This is a genomic window from Nocardia sp. NPDC050697, from assembly GCF_040654395.1.
Lineage (GTDB): Bacteria > Actinomycetota > Actinomycetes > Mycobacteriales > Mycobacteriaceae > Nocardia.
In genome coordinates this window covers 38,298-53,666 of the sequence record NZ_JBFAHY010000010.1, presented here as the reverse complement: position 1 = coordinate 53,666, position 15,369 = coordinate 38,298, and the positions used below count along the sequence as shown (strand labels likewise).

The 15,369-nt window shown below is 63.1% G+C and carries 19 protein-coding genes and 1 pseudogene; 14 read left to right on the top strand and 6 right to left on the bottom strand.

The genetic code is table 11. The features are described 5' to 3' along the window. Nucleotide 1: 1 nt before the first annotated feature. From AB0H71_RS28850 to AB0H71_RS28815, 8 genes are all read left to right on the top strand, one after another. Nucleotides 2-1,099, top strand: a complete 1,098-nt coding sequence (locus AB0H71_RS28850; protein WP_357027059.1) for a hypothetical protein — start codon at nt 2-4, stop codon at nt 1,097-1,099. Next, a complete protein-coding gene (locus AB0H71_RS28845) occupies nt 1,096-1,611 on the top strand; it encodes a hypothetical protein (RefSeq protein WP_357027057.1) in 516 nt (171 codons plus the stop codon). Before AB0H71_RS28850 ends, AB0H71_RS28845 begins: the two co-directional genes overlap by 4 nt. 7 nt (nt 1,612-1,618) lie before the next feature. Then, nucleotides 1,619-1,831, top strand: a complete 213-nt coding sequence (locus tag AB0H71_RS28840; protein ID WP_357027055.1) for a hypothetical protein — start codon at nt 1,619-1,621, stop codon at nt 1,829-1,831. Between the two features lie 2 nt (nt 1,832-1,833). Beyond that, nucleotides 1,834-3,027, top strand: a complete 1,194-nt coding sequence (locus AB0H71_RS28835) for a hypothetical protein (protein ID WP_357027053.1) — start codon at nt 1,834-1,836, stop codon at nt 3,025-3,027. Nucleotides 3,028-3,029: 2 nt separating this feature from the next. Beyond that, on the top strand, nt 3,030-3,422 hold the full coding sequence (locus AB0H71_RS28830; protein WP_357027051.1) for a hypothetical protein: 393 nt from the start codon (nt 3,030-3,032) through the stop codon (nt 3,420-3,422). Continuing rightward, complete coding sequence (locus AB0H71_RS28825; protein WP_357027050.1) at nt 3,419-3,907, top strand: hypothetical protein; 489 nt, start codon at nt 3,419-3,421, stop codon at nt 3,905-3,907. Before AB0H71_RS28830 ends, AB0H71_RS28825 begins: the two co-directional genes overlap by 4 nt. Continuing rightward, nucleotides 3,904-4,692 carry a M15 family metallopeptidase gene (locus AB0H71_RS28820; RefSeq protein WP_357027048.1) on the top strand — a complete coding sequence of 263 codons (789 nt, stop codon included), beginning with the start codon at nt 3,904-3,906 and terminating at the stop codon, nt 4,690-4,692. Before AB0H71_RS28825 ends, AB0H71_RS28820 begins: the two co-directional genes overlap by 4 nt. Nucleotides 4,693-4,989: 297 nt before the next feature. Further along, nucleotides 4,990-5,379, top strand: coding sequence for an Lsr2 family protein (locus AB0H71_RS28815; RefSeq protein WP_357027046.1), 390 nt, complete (start codon nt 4,990-4,992; stop codon nt 5,377-5,379). A gap of 178 nt (nt 5,380-5,557) precedes the next feature. Here the strand turns inward: AB0H71_RS28815 and AB0H71_RS28810 are convergent, their stop codons facing one another. The 5 genes from AB0H71_RS28810 to AB0H71_RS28790 all read right to left on the bottom strand — a co-directional run bounded on the left by AB0H71_RS28810 (nt 5,558) and on the right by AB0H71_RS28790 (nt 8,916). Further along, nucleotides 5,558-5,857, bottom strand: coding sequence for a hypothetical protein (locus AB0H71_RS28810; RefSeq protein WP_357027044.1), 300 nt, complete (start codon nt 5,855-5,857; stop codon nt 5,558-5,560). A 4-nt stretch (nt 5,858-5,861) separates the two neighbouring features. Next, nucleotides 5,862-8,075, bottom strand: coding sequence for a TraM recognition domain-containing protein (locus AB0H71_RS28805; RefSeq protein WP_357027042.1), 2,214 nt, complete (start codon nt 8,073-8,075; stop codon nt 5,862-5,864). A 98-nt stretch (nt 8,076-8,173) separates the two neighbouring features. Beyond that, complete coding sequence (locus AB0H71_RS28800) at nt 8,174-8,356, bottom strand: hypothetical protein (protein WP_357027040.1); 183 nt, start codon at nt 8,354-8,356, stop codon at nt 8,174-8,176. Further along, nucleotides 8,353-8,574, bottom strand: a complete 222-nt coding sequence (locus AB0H71_RS28795) for a hypothetical protein (RefSeq protein ID WP_357027038.1) — start codon at nt 8,572-8,574, stop codon at nt 8,353-8,355. Before AB0H71_RS28795 ends, AB0H71_RS28800 begins: the two co-directional genes overlap by 4 nt. Nucleotides 8,575-8,583: 9 nt before the next feature. Continuing rightward, nucleotides 8,584-8,916: a hypothetical protein gene (locus AB0H71_RS28790; protein WP_357027036.1), complete on the bottom strand. Its 333-nt coding sequence runs from the start codon at nt 8,914-8,916 to the stop codon at nt 8,584-8,586. Nucleotides 8,917-9,041: 125 nt separating this feature from the next. Here AB0H71_RS28790 and AB0H71_RS28785 point away from each other — a divergent pair, with 125 nt between their 5' ends. Next, nucleotides 9,042-9,923, top strand: a complete 882-nt coding sequence (locus AB0H71_RS28785) for a hypothetical protein (RefSeq protein WP_357027034.1) — start codon at nt 9,042-9,044, stop codon at nt 9,921-9,923. A gap of 81 nt (nt 9,924-10,004) precedes the next feature. Here the strand turns inward: AB0H71_RS28785 and AB0H71_RS28780 are convergent, their stop codons facing one another. After that, a complete protein-coding gene (locus tag AB0H71_RS28780; protein ID WP_357027032.1) occupies nt 10,005-11,477 on the bottom strand; it encodes a recombinase family protein in 1,473 nt (490 codons plus the stop codon). Between the two features lie 46 nt (nt 11,478-11,523). On the opposite strand from AB0H71_RS28780, the pseudogene AB0H71_RS28775 reads away from it, so the two are divergent. The 5 genes and pseudogenes from AB0H71_RS28775 to AB0H71_RS28755 form a co-directional block, all read left to right on the top strand. Further along, a pseudogene (locus AB0H71_RS28775) lies at nt 11,524-12,123 on the top strand (ATP-binding protein); the annotation flags it as partial. Next, entirely contained in the window at nt 12,120-13,064 is a 945-nt protein-coding gene (dprA, locus tag AB0H71_RS28770) for a DNA-processing protein DprA (RefSeq protein WP_357027031.1), read from the top strand. The pseudogene AB0H71_RS28775 and the gene dprA, both read left to right, overlap by 4 nt. A 379-nt stretch (nt 13,065-13,443) precedes the next feature. Beyond that, a complete protein-coding gene (locus AB0H71_RS28765) occupies nt 13,444-14,367 on the top strand; it encodes a tyrosine recombinase XerC (RefSeq protein WP_357027029.1) in 924 nt (307 codons plus the stop codon). Between the two features lie 325 nt (nt 14,368-14,692). Continuing rightward, a complete protein-coding gene (locus AB0H71_RS28760) occupies nt 14,693-15,043 on the top strand; it encodes a DUF202 domain-containing protein (RefSeq protein ID WP_357027027.1) in 351 nt (116 codons plus the stop codon). Continuing rightward, nucleotides 15,040-15,366, top strand: coding sequence for a DUF202 domain-containing protein (locus AB0H71_RS28755; protein WP_357027025.1), 327 nt, complete (start codon nt 15,040-15,042; stop codon nt 15,364-15,366). The genes AB0H71_RS28760 and AB0H71_RS28755 overlap by 4 nt, the downstream gene beginning before the upstream one ends. Nucleotides 15,367-15,369: the final 3 nt, after the last annotated feature.

Here is a 15,369-nt window from a genome sequence, read left to right as displayed (position 1 = left end):
CATGAAGAGGAAATACACCTTCGAGGTCTACGACAAGCACGGCACCCTCCTGGCGGACACCTCTGCCTTCACGGCCAATCGGAGCGTCGTGCTGAGCCGCAACCGACCCGATCGCATCACCTTTACTCTCGACCTCGACAAGTACGAGGAGTATTGCCGTACATCACGTATCGACTCCCGCTTGCTGCTCACGACCTTCAGCTCGGAGATCCGCGTACGGCGAAGAGAGAAGTACATCGCGGGTGGGCAGCTCAGCTACAAGAAGTCGATCCTCCGGTCGCAGAACTCCTCGATTGAATGCCGGGTAGACGGCTACCTTGCTCTGTTTGCCAAGCGGCACACCGGCGAGACTCCCTCCGGGACCGTGCTGGAGATTCACACCAGCGACTACGGCACCGCGAAGAGTCGGAAGGATCTCGCCTGGTACCTGATCGACGCCAGCCAGCAATTGACCAACGGAGACTTCGGCATCAGCCGCGGAACTGCGGGTGGCTCGACCACGCTCTACGACAAGACCTACAGCCGGTCGAACATCTTGGATGCGCTGATCAACATGACCGAGCTTCAAACCGAGCCGATCGACATCGAGGTAACCCCGGAGAAGGTCTTCAAAACCTACGAGCACATCGGCTCTAACCGGCCTGACATCGTCTTCGAGTACCCCGGCAATATCATCGGCTTCGAAGCGCCGGATGACGCAACCGACCTCACCAACGAGGTGATCGGCCAGGGCGCAGGTAGCAATGACGGTACCCAAATTCAGTACTTCGCCGACGATTTGGTCTCTCAGTCTGATCGGCAACTTCGGCAGGATGTCTTGCAGACCAACGCCACGGACAACAGCGACAACGGTCTCACTGACGCTGCGGAGGCTCGCCTCGCCGCCAAGAGCACCCCGATGGACATTCCGGCCTTCACGGTCAACGGCAACGTTGCACCGACAGTCACCGACTACGGCATCGGCGATCGGGTGACGGTCAAGGTGAACAAGTATCCCTCCCTGTCGCACATCAACGGCACCTACCGGATTGAGCGGATCACGATCGACCTGGACGAGGAGGACAACGAGACGGTCAGACTGGAGGTGAGCGAAGTATGAATCCGGTGAACAGGGCTGAGGAAGACATAGTCAGCGCATTGGTGCGCGAGCTCCACCAGCTGAAGCGGGACTTCAACGAGTTCCGGGCGCACCCCCAGAGCATCGGCAACGGCTCGATGAACTGGGCCATCTTCCCGGTGTTCACTCTTGGGCCATACGCCATCCCGGCGGGGACGACTCAGTACTTCTCAGCGCTCTACATGGACGACTCCCTGCCCTTCACCTACGACGGCAAGGACGCGATCAACCGGCGCACCGACCTCGACTTCCTGATGAGCGTGTTCGTTGATGCGCTGGATGCCGCCCACACGCACCCGCTCGGGGCGTCCCTGACCTCCGGGCAGCGCAGCATGGACCGCGAGTGGTGGTTCGACTCCGCGGGCTCGGAGCTGTCGGAGGAGAGCGGTCAGCGACTGGTGATCATGAAGATCAAGAACACCGACTCTGTCTCGCACAACTATTACATCCAAGGTCAGGCATTAATACCCCGCCCGGCCTTGAAACCGCTTTAGGAGGGATATGGAACGAAAGATAATCATCACTGAGCAAGGGCAGCAGATACCGGTGGAAGCGCCACACGGCGTCACCGTTAGCGTGCTGCCTACGAATGACGCTGTTGCTGATGAGGTTGTGCTCGATGTAACCGAGAAGCAGTTCGGCTATCTTCAGAAACAGGCGGTGACAAATGATATATCGGCTGTTATATTGAGGAGTAAGAAGGCAACTAACTAAATATGACGAGTTTTACCGGCGTACTGGATAACAGTGAGACAGATGTAGAAGGTCACTTCAAGCTGCTCGCTCAGTTATTCAACTCCGGCGTAGCTACTTCGGTAGATGCGAATGCGCTGAAGGTCTCGCAGAAAGGCGGCGGCGCGGACATGTCCGTGGACATCGCTGTCGGTAGCGCGATCCTTAACCGACCCAATAACTCGTACGGCTACCAGTCATGGACGGATGCGGTCACCAATGTGCCGCTCGATGCGGCCAATCCGACCAATCCTCGGATTGATACTATCATTGCTTACGTCGACCCTGAAACAACGACGTTATCAGCAGCCAACTCTCCGGGCTCGTTCAAATTCAAGAAGTACACGGGTACGCCGTCCGGCACGCCAGCAGCCGTATCCGACAGCTCGATTCAAAGCAACCTCGGCTCAAGCATTGCGTGGATCAAGTTAGCCACAGTGCAGGTCGCCGCAGGGGCGATCCAGATCTTAACCGGTAATATCACTGATACTCGAAGTCCGATTACCTCTCGCCTTCCAATCGGTGACGGTGCAATCTCGGTGGCTGCGATGTTTGCCGCAGCGCTCAACCCTGAGACCCGCACTAGCGAAGCGCTGGGCAGCTTCATTCCCAGCGGTCTTACTCTGTCCTTTACCGGTGGCACCTTGAACTGGTCTGTCGCTGCCGGTGTGGAATATGTGAACGGCAAGCGTATCTCTGTGAGTGCCGCTAACGGGTCGGTCACTGCCAACAGGGATACCTACTTCTACGTGGACAGCACCGGCACAGTTGGCAGCTCCTCGGTGAATAACGGGGTTTCCGCGCCATCTCTGCCAGCCAATTCGGTATGGATCGGCATGGCAGTGAGCGGGGCCAGCGCCATCTCCAGTGTCTTCGACCTCCGCCCTTCGGCTTCGATGTCGATCAACAACCGCAACGCCTTGACTACGCCGTTCAACCTGATCATCGGCGGTATTCAGATCTCCGGCGGCACCTTCGCTGCGACCAATGGCGGCACAAATGTGACGTTCCCTCGGCCGTTCGCCTCTCCACCAGTCGCAACCGTCTCGGTGCAAGACCCCGGTAACCAGTACGCCCAGCTCTACGAAGCGCCGTCCACAACCGGCCTGAAGGCCAAGCAGTCGTACACCGGCGGTCCCTTGACCGTGCACTGGATCGCTATAGGAAAGGCTCTCTAGCTATGGCCGGTGGTGTGGACCGGTCTGCTACCGATCAGATGCAGCGCGACGTCGCTGAGCTGAGAACCGATGTAGCGGTGGTCAAGCGAGATTCGCAGCAGACGAAAGACGACGTCCGAGAGATTAAGGAAAGCATCAAAGCAATCATGGACGGGTATGTTCCGACCACGCTCTACCTGAAGGACAAAGAGCTTTACGATCGCGAGCTTAGGGATATCAGGGAGCGTACGTCTGCTGCTCAGAAGTCAGCTGATGCAGCCAACGCCATGTTGGCACGATCGAAGCCGGGAATAGATTTAAGCAATGGCATTGTGAAGCAGCTCATGTATATGTTCGGGGGAGGGGTTATCGCCGTGGTACTGCTCTACATTGCCACGCAAGGAGCATCGAGATGAGAACCGAAAAACAACTCGCCGTCTACGGCACCCTTAAATTTGCCAACCAGATCCTATTCACTGTTCTTATTCTCGTGGGACTCGGCTTCGGCATTACCTATGTCCTCCGATCAAACGAGGACGTCGCTGACTATCAATCCCTGACGCTTCAGCAGACGAGGGTCCAAGCCGGTGGCCAGGTCGGCTACAAGTTCGTCTGGACCAAGCACGTTACGGCCAGCGGCAACCTCTACCGTAGTTGGCTGCGCATGAAAAACGTTGATGGCAAATGGGTTCGAGACAATCGCTACGTGCCGGTGCTCGTCTCCGGATCGTTCCGCGTTGGGCGCGAGCGCGGGCAGCACACCAACGAGCCGATGGTTGAGGCTCCCAAGGTGCCTGGCTTCTACGTCTTGCAGGTCCGCGGTGAGTACGAGCGCGTCTTTGGCGCTGAGCCGAGCGTGGACGTGAAGGAGAGTGACAACGTCCTGGAGGTGGAGCGATGAACTTCACCCAGAACGGCTGGAACACGATAGACGGCCGGGATCTCGACCGGTCGCCGATTCCTGGCACTGATGTCGTACCGATTCCCGGTCTCCGGCCGGGAGATGTCGCGACCGTGCTGCTGCGCGTCGGCCAGCTCTTCAATGAGCGGGTGGCCAAGGTCTACAATCCCGGCTGCTGGGGATGGAACGCTCCTACTCCCATACCCGGATCGAACGTCTACTCCAACCACGGCTCGGGTACGGCGATCGACTTTAACGCGCCGAGCTTTCCGTGGAAGGTGCGCAAGATGTCGGCTGCGCAGCGCGAGGCGTGTCGGCAGATCGTCCGGGAGCTAGATGGCGTGGTGGCGTGGGGTGGTGACTTCGCAACGTTCATTGATGAGATGCATTTTGAAATCGACGCCACTCCGGATGAAGTGGCGCAGGTAGCCAAGAAAATAAGAGGAGGTGACATGACAGATTTTGAAGACGCAAAGAAGCTGATCCAGATGATCAAGCATCGCGACCCGGTTGATGAGGCCGAGGTCAAGATGTACGTCGGGCTCAAGCCCAACGAGGCTGCCGGGCGCATGCTGGATCACGAGTGGAAGGGTCAGCACGATGTGCTGAAGGTGGAGTACCCGGCTCTGGGTGAAGCGCACAAGCTCGATAAGGCTGCGATTGCAGACAAGGAAGCTGCACGAGCCGAGGTGAGCGAGCTGAAGGCAGAGAACGCGCGGCTCAAAGCCGCCGCGGGCGAGAAGAAAGTAACCGAGCTCAAGCCAGGGCTCTACGAAGTTAAGTAGGAGGCATATGAAAGTAGATCAACCAACAGCACAACCAACAGCAAAGGTCGCCGCAGCGGGCATCGGCGGTTCCGTCTCCATCATCCTGATATGGCTCGTCGGCCTAGTAGGCATCGACCTACCGCCCGAAGTGGCCTCTGCCATCACGGCGGTCATATCTTTCCTGTCTGGCTACCTGGTTCGTGAGCGAGCCTGAGCCGCTCTAACGAAGCGACTTGCGCATATGGCATCGTTAGAGTCATGATGATCTAACACAGCCACACCGGCGCTCTCACGACGTTTGACGAAGGGTTCATCATGGCTAAGAAGGTCATCCTCGTTGATGACATCGACGGCAAGGAAATCGACAGCGGATTCGAGGCGCCGGTCGAGTTCAGCTTCGATGGCAAGTACTACAAGCTGGACCTGCGGCAGTCGAACTACGAGGCGTTCCAGGAAGATCTGAAGAAGTGGATCGACGCGGCCGAGGAAGTCTCGCCGTCCGGCGCAGCGCGTGGCCGTCGTGATCCTGCGCGTGGTCCGAAGCCCGGCTCTACCCGCGCCGATACCGGCTCGGGCCGGAGCAAGGAAGAGCTGGCGGCTATCCGCGAGTGGGCGCAGAAGAACGGCCACGAGGTCTCGCCGCGCGGCCGGATCGCTTCGCCGATTCTGGAGGCATACGACGAGGCGCACAAGGCGAAGTCCTAGCGCCTCAGCACCACTTCTCCGGCACCAGATATAGCGTCGGTATCACTCCCCCGGTCGGTTTCGACCGGGGGAGTAGTGTTTCTGGCTCTACCCCTGTTAACAGACTCCCCCGGCAGGGTAGGGCAGTAGATTCCACCCCTGAAGAGGGGTATACCGCCCCGCAGGGCAGGGGAGTGCCCTAATGGTGATAGAAGTCGAGCGCCCTGCGTAGGTCGTCTGCGCGGTTGGTGGCGTCGATAATCGCGCGGGTGATCTCGTCCACGCCGCGCTGCGTCACGTCGATCAGTTGGTGCCCGCGGACTACTTGCTGCTCGTGACTGGAGTCCACCGGGACGGTCGAGTCGGTGAGCATCCCGGCTCGAGATTCGACGCTATCCATCGTCGCGGTGAAGCGGTTGAGGTCGGCGCTCAAGCCGTCGACGAGTGCTTGTGCTGAGCGGACGGCTTCACGCCAGGCGTCTTCTGCTGCTTGGTTCATGCGGTCACTCCCAACCGATATTTGGCATGTCGCGCTCCGGCTGGTCGCCCACGGTCCGGCGGCTCTCATCGTCGCGGATGATGCTTCCGATATCCCGCCCGTACAGCCGTGCCGACTGCTCCTGCGCCTGGCGCCCAAGGTTTGGTCCGGTTGGTGCGAGCGTCGTGTGGAGCGTCAGCGGATCGGACACTCCGGCGGCCGTGTTGATGCGCGCCACCGCGTCGTAAGCCTTCAGGTTCAAGATGGTGTCCGCGGTGACATGGCGGCTGCCGAAGTCGCTCGCGTGGACGCGGGCGGCCTTGACGCTGCTGTTGAAGATGACCTTCGTCCGGGCGTTGGCCATGACGGCATCCTGGGTCGACGGCTTCAGCCGGTCGATGTACTGCGTCGCCACGACGAGGCCCAAGTTGCGCTTCCGGGCCGTGGCAAACATGTCCTCGAAGTCGCCGCTCAAATGCCCGAACTGCTGGAACTCATCCAAGTACATGAAGTTCGGGATGTCCGGTCGCACCTTCACCGCCTCGCGCCAGTGCGCGGTGACGAGCATGGTGCCGATGAGGCTGGCGACCTGCTCGCTTACTCCGGCCAGGTTGATGAAGAGCAGCTTGTTGCCGGTGATCACATCAGCCGGCTCGAAGCTGGAGGTCTCCTGGTTCAGCAGGTAGCGCGACGGCTCCGGCGTCAGGATCTCCAAAAGCCGGTTCTTCAACGGCTGCGAGTTCTTCGCGATGGCGTCGGGACGCTGGCGGTGCCACTCCTCCCAGAACTGTCGGATCACCTTGTCTGGCACGGCGGCGATGGCCTTCCGCATCCACGCCTTCTCGGCGGGGGTGCGTGGATCGGCGAGCGCGGTCAGGTCGGCTATGGTGGCGCGCTCCAGGTTGGCAAGAACCGGGATGCCGTGAATGACAAGCTGATTCGCGTAGATACTGCGGTTATCTGGATACAGAGCGTCTAACAGTGCGGCGAGCTGCCCGGCCACGATGTCCGGCCGCGCCAGGCGCAGTAGGTTGAGCCCCACCGGCCGATCCGGACGGCTGAAGTCGATGGTGATGACGTCCTTCAGCCGGTGCGGCGGTACCTGGTCGAGCGCCTTCTGGAAGAGATTGCCGTCCCGCTCAATCAGGATGATCCCGCAGCCTTGAGCGATGTCCTGAGCGACCATGCCCTCCATGAGGTTGGTCTTGCCGACGCCGTTGCCGCCCGCGATGAGCGTGTGCATGGTGCCCGCCTCGTAGCTCATGGCGACCGGCCGCTCAAGTCCGGGCATCGTGCTTTTCCCGAGAACGCGGCCGAGGCGGGGCACAGACTCCGACGGGGGCATGTGCCGGGTAGATCCGCGCTTCATTCCCGGCACGTAGAAGTCGCCCATCGGCCAGGAGATGAGCGCGGCCAACTCCGTGACGCTGAGCTGCGCGGTCATGTAGAAAGGCGTGCGAGCAAGTTGAATGTCCCGCGATACCTCTTCCGGTTTGGATCGTCGGGCATAGATGTTGGCGTGGCCGCCTTCGCTCGCCATCGACCGGACGACGTTGGTCACCAGCTGACGGGCGCGGTTTTCGCTCTTCCCCCGCGCCGCGACTCTCGCAACTGCCATGTAGTTCTGATCCACCTGCTTATTGCGGCGAGTCTCCAGCTCATCCCTCCCGGCTGCGGTATTGCCGAGGAGCCGTTGGAAGGTTGAGGCCCGCGAACTCACGAGCGGGCGATCCCGTGTTGGCTGCTTCTGGTTGTCCGAGTGCGAGATGATCCACTGCACGACAACGGCATCCTGCTCGTTGACCGCGTCCTGCATACTGCCGAGGAGCCCGGCAGAGAAATCGATCGCATTGGCGATCGATAGTTCTTCAGCAGGGTGGTCCATGTGGATGGTCGCTCCATCCTGGAACTGGATGTCCGGGATGTCCTCGATGCGCGCGACCTCGATACCGGGGATGTGGACTGGCAGCTGGCCGGCCAGGTATGCCGCGGCCGACTCAGGTACCCGCAGGCGGTGGGTGATGCCGCCGTCAGCTTGAGACCAGGTTTCAAAGACGACGGTCGGGACGCCCTTGATACTGCGCCCGTGGCGGAGGTTCTTGCCGATCGAGCGCAGGAAGGCATGGATTTGCTTGTCCGTGATATCTGCGGGGAAGGTCAGCTCGTAGTAGGCGCGGTCGCTATCCAGCGCGCCCTGATTGGACCACTTCATTACCGCTCCAATGAGAAGAAGCGCCATAGCGGCGAGGGCAACAAAGAAGAGGCAGGCAGAAAGAGCGGCAAGCATCCTGCCTCAACTTTGACACACTCGAACTCGTGCGTCACCAGCGGTTTTGATCAGCGGATCATGCGGTTGCCGCCGGTGAAGAGGCGAACCAGGTAGACCACTCCGATGATCGGGAGGACGACGAAGACGACGATCAGGAGCACCTTGAGCGCTTCCATCAGGAGCGGCGCGGCGAGCGAGAAGGCGATGATCAGCGCCACGGCCGCCCACATGAACCTGATCAGTTTGTTCATCGGTATCGCCTGTCGGCTACCCGCCGAATCTCTGCTTCGGCAGCATCCGCCCGGAGGTCCGCCGCGCGCCGTCGATCTACCGACGCAACGAACAGGTCGTAGGAGGTTTCTTGCCGAGGCTGCACGTGATGCGTCCACAGCATCCAGGCGACCGCGCCGAGCACGATCAGGAGGGCGATCCCACCGATGATCAGAAGTGCCACTACACCCGCGCTCATGACGAGCCCCTACCGCAGGTACGGGTTGTGGTCGGCGCGGTAGATCGAGTCTTCTACGCGCGCCCAATTCTGAACGATGTGCCTCATCTCGGCGAGCATGCTTGGGTCGTCGCCGCACTCCTGCTTTGCCCGGTTCATCAACCGGGTGGCGTTGGTGATGAACTGCTCCGTTTCCAGCTCCCGGAGCTCGGCCTTGAACATGTTCAGGCGCGAACGGTTCTGCTCCTGAACAGCGGTAAGCCGGGTGTCACGCTCGATCCGCGCGACGGCTCGGTTGTCCGATGACCACCGCGGTCGGCTGCTTGAGGTACTGGGATCATCCCAGCGCATGAGGTTCGACATTGGAGACCTGCCTAGAGGTCGCGCTGTCCCACTGATAGGATCAGCTTGGGTGAGGCAAGGACAACATGTTGCAGTGGCATCAGTCAAGTGCTCATCGTTGAGCAGAGGAAGAAAGCAGGTTCAAAATGCCACCTGACCAGGACTTTGATGTTGCCGTTCAAGTGATCCGACAGATGTGTCAAGGTGACCTATTGTCGCTTGACAAGGTCGAATCAGGCGACTGGGAGTACGCCTACCCCGCGTTTGGGGTGAACAGCGCCGTCGAGCTGTATGACCTGATCAAGATCACTGCGGGCTCGCTCATGGATGACCCCGACGCTGACGCGATCCGCAACGCGCTTGGGCTACGCGACTCGTATGGGCCAAAGGGCAACCTGACAGACCGACGTATGCGCTACTTGGAAGAAATCGACATCACCCTAAGGTCATTGCAAGTCCGCGAGCAAAAAGGCGCGGAAATGCTTGTACGCCAGATGATTGTGATGGGCCGTGCTAACCCTGATATAAGGGAACGTGCCGAGATGAAAGAGAGGATTGCGAAGTTAGAGGCACGACTTGATAGGGCGGAGCATCGGGTGTACCACCTCGATCGTCTGAGAGAGCGCACGATGGCGATGATGGCCGATCTGTCGATACTCGTGAGACTAATCCGGGATGAAAAATTCGATGCCTCGGGCGACTATATAGGATCAGCGGATGATCCATTCTTCTTGACGACTTACCACCTCATGTCTAAACTGGCTGACCTTATCGGCCAAGCTGCGATAACGGACGACTCAAATCGGGAGGAGTACAATAATTGGCGACGGTATTTTGGTGCCCTGACGGGCACTTCCAATTTGGACGTAGAAGTCCTGAAGGCATTTCTGCTTGACCGAACGAAGGCGCTATTTGGTCCAAGTATTAGCAGTGACAATGTGCTGGCGGAGTTCTATCCGCCTTATCAGCAACGCTATCGACAAGCTCGCTCCGGCCCCCCGGACGCTCCGCCCTTCGAGCTGGTCTGACCCTCCAATGCTGCCGCCAGAGTGTCACAACCCGCGTGACAGACATGAGAAAGCCCCGGCCTATCGGCCGGGGCTCGGTTCTCAGACTGTCCATTCCATCCGTATTAGGTTGGGGTCGAACTTAGATCCTTTATACTCCGGGCAGGTGTAGCCCTTCTCCTTCGGGCGCGGATCAACATAGACAGTGAGCCCCAGAGCGCTGAGCACATCCCGCTGTTTAGCGATATTGGCATTAGCCAGCGCCTGCTTAATGTCACCGGAAAGGTCGAGGTCAACTGAGAGCCGCTGCGAGTACTCGCTTGCTATCTCACGACTAACCCCCTCGGCTGCTGCGTCAAGCTGTATCTTGATCCGTTGAAACTCGTCGCGGGAGAGCAGATTGTTCGTGTAGTAGTCCTCCGTCGCCTCAGCGATCCGCGCTTCTATCTGAGCCGATCGGGTTCGCAAATCTTCGATACTCCTCGCGTTCGATTCCTGCATCTTGAGTGCCATACCAAACTCGGGGGAGGCCAGGCGATAGGCGACCGATTCAAATACAAGATCCTCAATTGGGGCCACCATGCGCGAAACTTTGCCGCATCCAGTGAAGAGGCCGGTAGTCGGATCACTCTTCCCGCAAGCAACTTGAGGCTTGTATGTGCCGTCGCGCTGCTGCTTGCGCTTGTGGAACATCTTCTTGCCGCAGTTGCCACAGAAGATACGTCCATTCAAAGGATACTTACGGCAGCGGCCCGGATGAGGCGACTTACGGCGGTTGCGCTCGATAGCGACTTGGAGTGCCTGCCACTCTCCAGGACTCACTATCGCGGGAGACTTGGCCGGGCGGAGTACCCCCTTGTGCTCGTCCAATCCCGCATTGATCGGTCGTTCCAGCAGGTTCTTGATCTTGATTGCATTCCAAGTCTTGCCGTGCTGGGTGAGCACACCTCGCCGGTTGTACTCGTACGCAACGGCGTTGTATGAGCTGCCGTTGATCACCGCCCGTGTCATCGCAAGGACAATCTGAGCCTCCTCATCGCGGAGAGCTACCCGCCTCGGCTCGAATCCAAAGGGCCTCTGACCGCCGCGAAACTCGCCCTCTTTCGCCTTCTGCAACTTCGCGGCTTGAAGGCGCTCCTTCATGTGCTCAACCTCGTAGCGGGCAAACGCCGCCATGTTCCGCGCCATCAGTCGGCCTGCCGGAGTCGACAAGTCCAGCAGTCCGCTCTTAACGGTCTGCGTGTTGACGCTGCCCTCGTCCGAGACGACGAGGTACTCCTCAAGCTCTAGCGGATTGCGGTGAATGCGGTCTGTGTGCCAGGAGATCACCGTCGCAATCCCGCCGCTTCTCATCAGCTCAAGCAGCCGTTTATAGCCGGGGCGGGGCTTGCCGCTGTATGCCTCCATGTCGTTATCGACCAGTACGGCCACGATGGAGACTCCGAGCCGTTGAGCGAGGTCGCGGCAGTCTGCCTCCTGGCGCTCGACGCTGAGCCGCGCCCCCGTCTTGTCACGCGAAACTCGGCAGTAGATTGCTGCGTTGAGAGTCGGAACCGGGGGAATTGACGCCACCATAGGGTACCCTTATTTTCGCAGGTTGTGGCGTGTTTTGCAATGTTTCGATGAGTGCGCCGAGATCAGCGGGCGGGTCCTGGAGTCGCTCCGCCTCCCGCTGGAGGAGGGCGAGATCAGGGTCGCCCGCCGCGACGGCGTCGCCCGCTACCCGGCCCGATTCCAGCTCGTCCTCGCCGCCAACCCGTGCCCGTGCGCCCCGGCGCGCGACGTCGACTGCCGCTGCGCCCCGGCCGTGCGCCGCCGCTACCTCGGCAAGCTCTCCGGCCCGCTGATCGACCGCATCGACCTGTGGGTCCGCATGCACGGCGACCAGGGCGCGGCCTTGAGCGCCGAGCCCGCGGAGTCCAGCGCGGTGGTCAGGGCCAGGGTCATCGAGGCGCGGGAACGCGCCGCCACCCGTTGGCGCACCGACGGCTGGTCGACCAATGCCGAGGTCCCCGGCCACGTGCTGCGCCGCCGCTCGGCGTTGCCCGGCGCGGCGCTGGCGCCGGTGGAGCGGGCCATGCGGTTCGGCCGGGTCTCGGCGCGCGGCGCCGACCGCGCGCTCCGGGTCGCCTGGACCCTCTGCGACCTGCGCCGCGGCGAGCGGCCCACCGAGCACGATGTCCTCGCCGCGCTGCGCTTCCGGCAGCGGGGTACGCAGTGAGCACCCCCGAGGAGCGGATCCTCGCCTGGGTCTACCTCTCCCGGGTCGTCCTGGGCCCGTGCGCCCCGCTCGCCGCCCTCATCGCCGCCGTCGGCGTCATCGAGGCGGCACGGGCCGTCCGAGAACGTGACCTGCCCGAGGCCCTGCGCGGCCCCACCGAAGCCCGCCGCCACACCGACCGGGTCGCCGACGACCTCGCGGCCATCGTCCGGCTCGGCGGCCGCGTCATCACCCCCGACGACCCCGAATGGCCCGCCTGGCGCATGCTCGGCCTCAGCCGGCTCATCGACGCTCCCGACGGTTCGGCGCCGCTCGTCCTCTGGGTCCGCGGCGCGGCCTCCCTGACCGCCTGCACCGAACGAGCCGTCGCCGTGGTCGGCACCCGCTGTGCCAGCGGCTACGGGGCGCACGCCACCGGCGAACTCGCCGGTGATCTCGCGGCCAGGGGCTGGACGGTCGTCTCCGGCGCCGCCTACGGCATCGACGCCATCGCACACCGCGCGGCGCTCGCCGCCGGCGGCACCACGGTCGCCGTCCTCGGCTGCGGACTCGACCGCCCCTACCCGCTGCAGCACGAACGCCTGCTTGCCGAGATCGCGGAGACCGGCCTTGTCGTCAGCGAGTACCCGCCCGGAATCACCGCCCACCGCCACCACTTCCTCGCCCGCAACCGGCTCATCGCCGGTCTCGCCGACGCCGTCCTCGTCACCGAGGCGGGAGTCCGCAGCGGTGCCCGCAACACGGTGAAGTGGGGCCGCCGCCTCGGCCGTCCCACCCTCGCCGTCCCAGGCCCGATCACCTCGGCCCTCTCGGTCGGGTGTCATCGCATGATCCGCGAAGGGGAAGCGGTCCTCGTCACCGATGTGGAGGAGGTGATAAGTGAAGCCGGGCCCCTGCGCCTCGACGCCGTCGAGGTGCAGGACCGGCGACAGAGCAGGTGAGTCGCCCGCGGTCTCGTTGGGGGGTCCGCGGGCACCTCGCCGGAGTGGCCGGTACCCCGAGCTTCGCGTTCCGTTCCCGTCGGGGGTCGGGAACGTTCGTTTGCCGCGAGGTTCGGGGCACGCGGTCCCTGTTGCGGTTCGCGCTGCGTGCGGACGCCGGAGGACGCGTGAAGGCGCGGGCTCTCCGGCGGCCGCATCCGGCTCAACCGGTCTTCGATCGCATGGGCTGGTGTCACTCGGCCGGTGAGCTCGGGCGGGTACAGCTGTCGGCGCACGGGGGGGCACGCTGGAGCCTGACCCCGCGCTCGAACACCCGCGCGATGGTCGCGCATCGGCGCGGGTTCTTGCGCACGCGGGGCCGGGACGCCACGGTGGAGAGATGGAGGCTCTGCCCGACGACCTGTGCGCGCTGCTCGACGAGTACGAGCGGCACCTGCGGCTGGGGCGCAATCGTTCGGCGCACACCGTGCGGGCTTACGTGGGGGACGCACGGTCGCTGCTGGCGCACCTGGTGGCGCGGTCCGCCGATTCGGCCGTGCGAGAGCTGGACCTGGCTCTGCTCCGCTCCTGGCTCGCCGAGCAGTCGTCGGCAGGCGTGGCGCGGACGACCATGGCCCGCCGCGCGTCCTCGGCGCGAACGTTCACCGCCTGGCTCACGGCGACCGGACGGCTCGCCGCCGACCCGGGCCTGCGCCTCGCGTCCCCGAAACGGCCGCGCACCCTGCCCGCCGTGCTCAACACCGAGCACGCCGCCGCCGCGATGGACGCCGCCGTGTCGGGCGCGGCCCAGCGCGATCCGATGGCGCTGCGCGATCGGCTGATCGTCGAGCTGCTCTACGCCACCGGCATCCGGGTCGGCGAACTGTGCGGGCTCGATATCGACGACCTCGATCGGGAGCGCCGCGTACTCCGCGTACTCGGCAAGGGGAACAAGGAACGGTCCGCCCCCTTCGGCAAACCCGCCGACACCGCCCTGGACGACTGGCTACGCCATGGCCGCCCCGCTCTCGCCGTCCCCGCCTCCGGCCGAGCGCTGCTGCTGGGCCGACGCGGAAAGCGCCTGGACCAGCGCCAAGCCCGGACCGTGGTGCACGAGGTGGTCTCCGCCATACCCGGCGCACCGGACCTCGCGCCCCACGGCCTGCGGCACTCCGCCGCCACCCACCTCCTGGAAGGCGGCGCGGACCTGCGGGTCGTCCAGGAACTACTCGGCCACGCCAGCATGGCGACAACGCAGCTCTACACCCACGTGTCGATCGAGCGGCTGCGCAAGGTGCACGACCAGGCGCATCCCCGAGCCTGAGTGCCTCCGCGCGGTTGCCGCCGCGTGCGCGATGGAGTCAGGACCTGGGCCGATCCGAGCCACCCCGGGTGGAGCGGAGCCGAAGAAACCGAGCCTGGCGGCGTGGCGAATCCCGGACCGAGACGCGTGCTGTCAGCCCGGATCGACAGGCCGCGGCGGACGCCTGAGCAATGACACGAACAGGCGTATCCGCTCCCGGGCGACGATGCCGTGTCAGGCTCGAAGCGACCGTGCGACGCGTGCGACCACACGTGATGAGGATGGTCCGGTGTGAAATGCACCTGCGTCGACGTGGACTCGGGCCGGGGTGCGAGAAGGGAGCTCTGTGGACGAGGCGGAGAACGAGTCGGGGCCGGAGGTCGACTACCGGTTCACGCTCGCCAACGAGCGCACTTTTCTGGCCTGGATCCGCACCTCACTCGGGCTGCTGGCCGGCGGCGTCGCTGTGCACACCCTGGTGCAGCCGTTCCTGATCACCGGGTTCCGGCGAGCGATCGCGGTGAGCTGCGTGGCGCTCGCGGTGGTGCTGGCGGTGGGGGCATTGCTGCGGTGGCGGCGGGTGACGCGGGCGATGCATGCCGGACGGGCACTGCCGGAGACGGCGATGGTGCCGATTCTGGCGTGCGGCCTTGCCTTCATCTCGCTCATCGCCGGTATCGCGGTGCTGGTCGAGTGAACGACCCCGCGGGGGAGGGCGATACCGGGCTGGCGATCGAGCGCACGGTGCTGGCGTGGCGGCGGACGGCGATCGCGGCGACCGCGGTCGCGCTGCTGCTCGGGAATGCGGCGCTGCACCGGGGGTGGGCGCCGGGTGCGGTGGTGCCGTGTGCGGCGGCGGTCGTGATGGGTGTGCTGGCGATGGCCGGATTCCGGCGGGGGCGCGATCTTCGGCTCGGGCGGTTCGGCGGGGCCGATCGCGTCATCGCGCTCGCGGCCGGGGCGGTTGCTGTGGTCGGGTGCTTGGCGGTGGTGATCGCGTTGATCGCTCCGGCGCGGTAGCGG

What these genes read in the sequence shown, in the direction of transcription:
- AB0H71_RS28850 (WP_357027059.1), top strand. Translation starts at nt 2, where the DNA reads ATGAAGAGGAAATACACCTTCGAGGTCTACGACAAGCACGGCACCCTC.
- AB0H71_RS28845 (WP_357027057.1), top strand. Translation starts at nt 1,096, where the DNA reads ATGAATCCGGTGAACAGGGCTGAGGAAGACATAGTCAGCGCATTGGTG.
- AB0H71_RS28840 (WP_357027055.1), top strand. Translation starts at nt 1,619, where the DNA reads ATGGAACGAAAGATAATCATCACTGAGCAAGGGCAGCAGATACCGGTG.
- AB0H71_RS28835 (WP_357027053.1), top strand. Translation starts at nt 1,834, where the DNA reads ATGACGAGTTTTACCGGCGTACTGGATAACAGTGAGACAGATGTAGAA.
- AB0H71_RS28830 (WP_357027051.1), top strand. Translation starts at nt 3,030, where the DNA reads ATGGCCGGTGGTGTGGACCGGTCTGCTACCGATCAGATGCAGCGCGAC.
- AB0H71_RS28825 (WP_357027050.1), top strand. Translation starts at nt 3,419, where the DNA reads ATGAGAACCGAAAAACAACTCGCCGTCTACGGCACCCTTAAATTTGCC.
- AB0H71_RS28820 (WP_357027048.1), top strand. Translation starts at nt 3,904, where the DNA reads ATGAACTTCACCCAGAACGGCTGGAACACGATAGACGGCCGGGATCTC.
- AB0H71_RS28815 (WP_357027046.1), top strand. Translation starts at nt 4,990, where the DNA reads ATGGCTAAGAAGGTCATCCTCGTTGATGACATCGACGGCAAGGAAATC.
- AB0H71_RS28810 (WP_357027044.1), bottom strand. Translation starts at nt 5,857, where the DNA reads ATGAACCAAGCAGCAGAAGACGCCTGGCGTGAAGCCGTCCGCTCAGCA.
- AB0H71_RS28805 (WP_357027042.1), bottom strand. Translation starts at nt 8,075, where the DNA reads ATGGCGCTTCTTCTCATTGGAGCGGTAATGAAGTGGTCCAATCAGGGC.
- AB0H71_RS28800 (WP_357027040.1), bottom strand. Translation starts at nt 8,356, where the DNA reads ATGAACAAACTGATCAGGTTCATGTGGGCGGCCGTGGCGCTGATCATC.
- AB0H71_RS28795 (WP_357027038.1), bottom strand. Translation starts at nt 8,574, where the DNA reads ATGAGCGCGGGTGTAGTGGCACTTCTGATCATCGGTGGGATCGCCCTC.
- AB0H71_RS28790 (WP_357027036.1), bottom strand. Translation starts at nt 8,916, where the DNA reads ATGTCGAACCTCATGCGCTGGGATGATCCCAGTACCTCAAGCAGCCGA.
- AB0H71_RS28785 (WP_357027034.1), top strand. Translation starts at nt 9,042, where the DNA reads ATGCCACCTGACCAGGACTTTGATGTTGCCGTTCAAGTGATCCGACAG.
- AB0H71_RS28780 (WP_357027032.1), bottom strand. Translation starts at nt 11,477, where the DNA reads ATGGTGGCGTCAATTCCCCCGGTTCCGACTCTCAACGCAGCAATCTAC.
- AB0H71_RS28765 (WP_357027029.1), top strand. Translation starts at nt 13,444, where the DNA reads ATGGAGGCTCTGCCCGACGACCTGTGCGCGCTGCTCGACGAGTACGAG.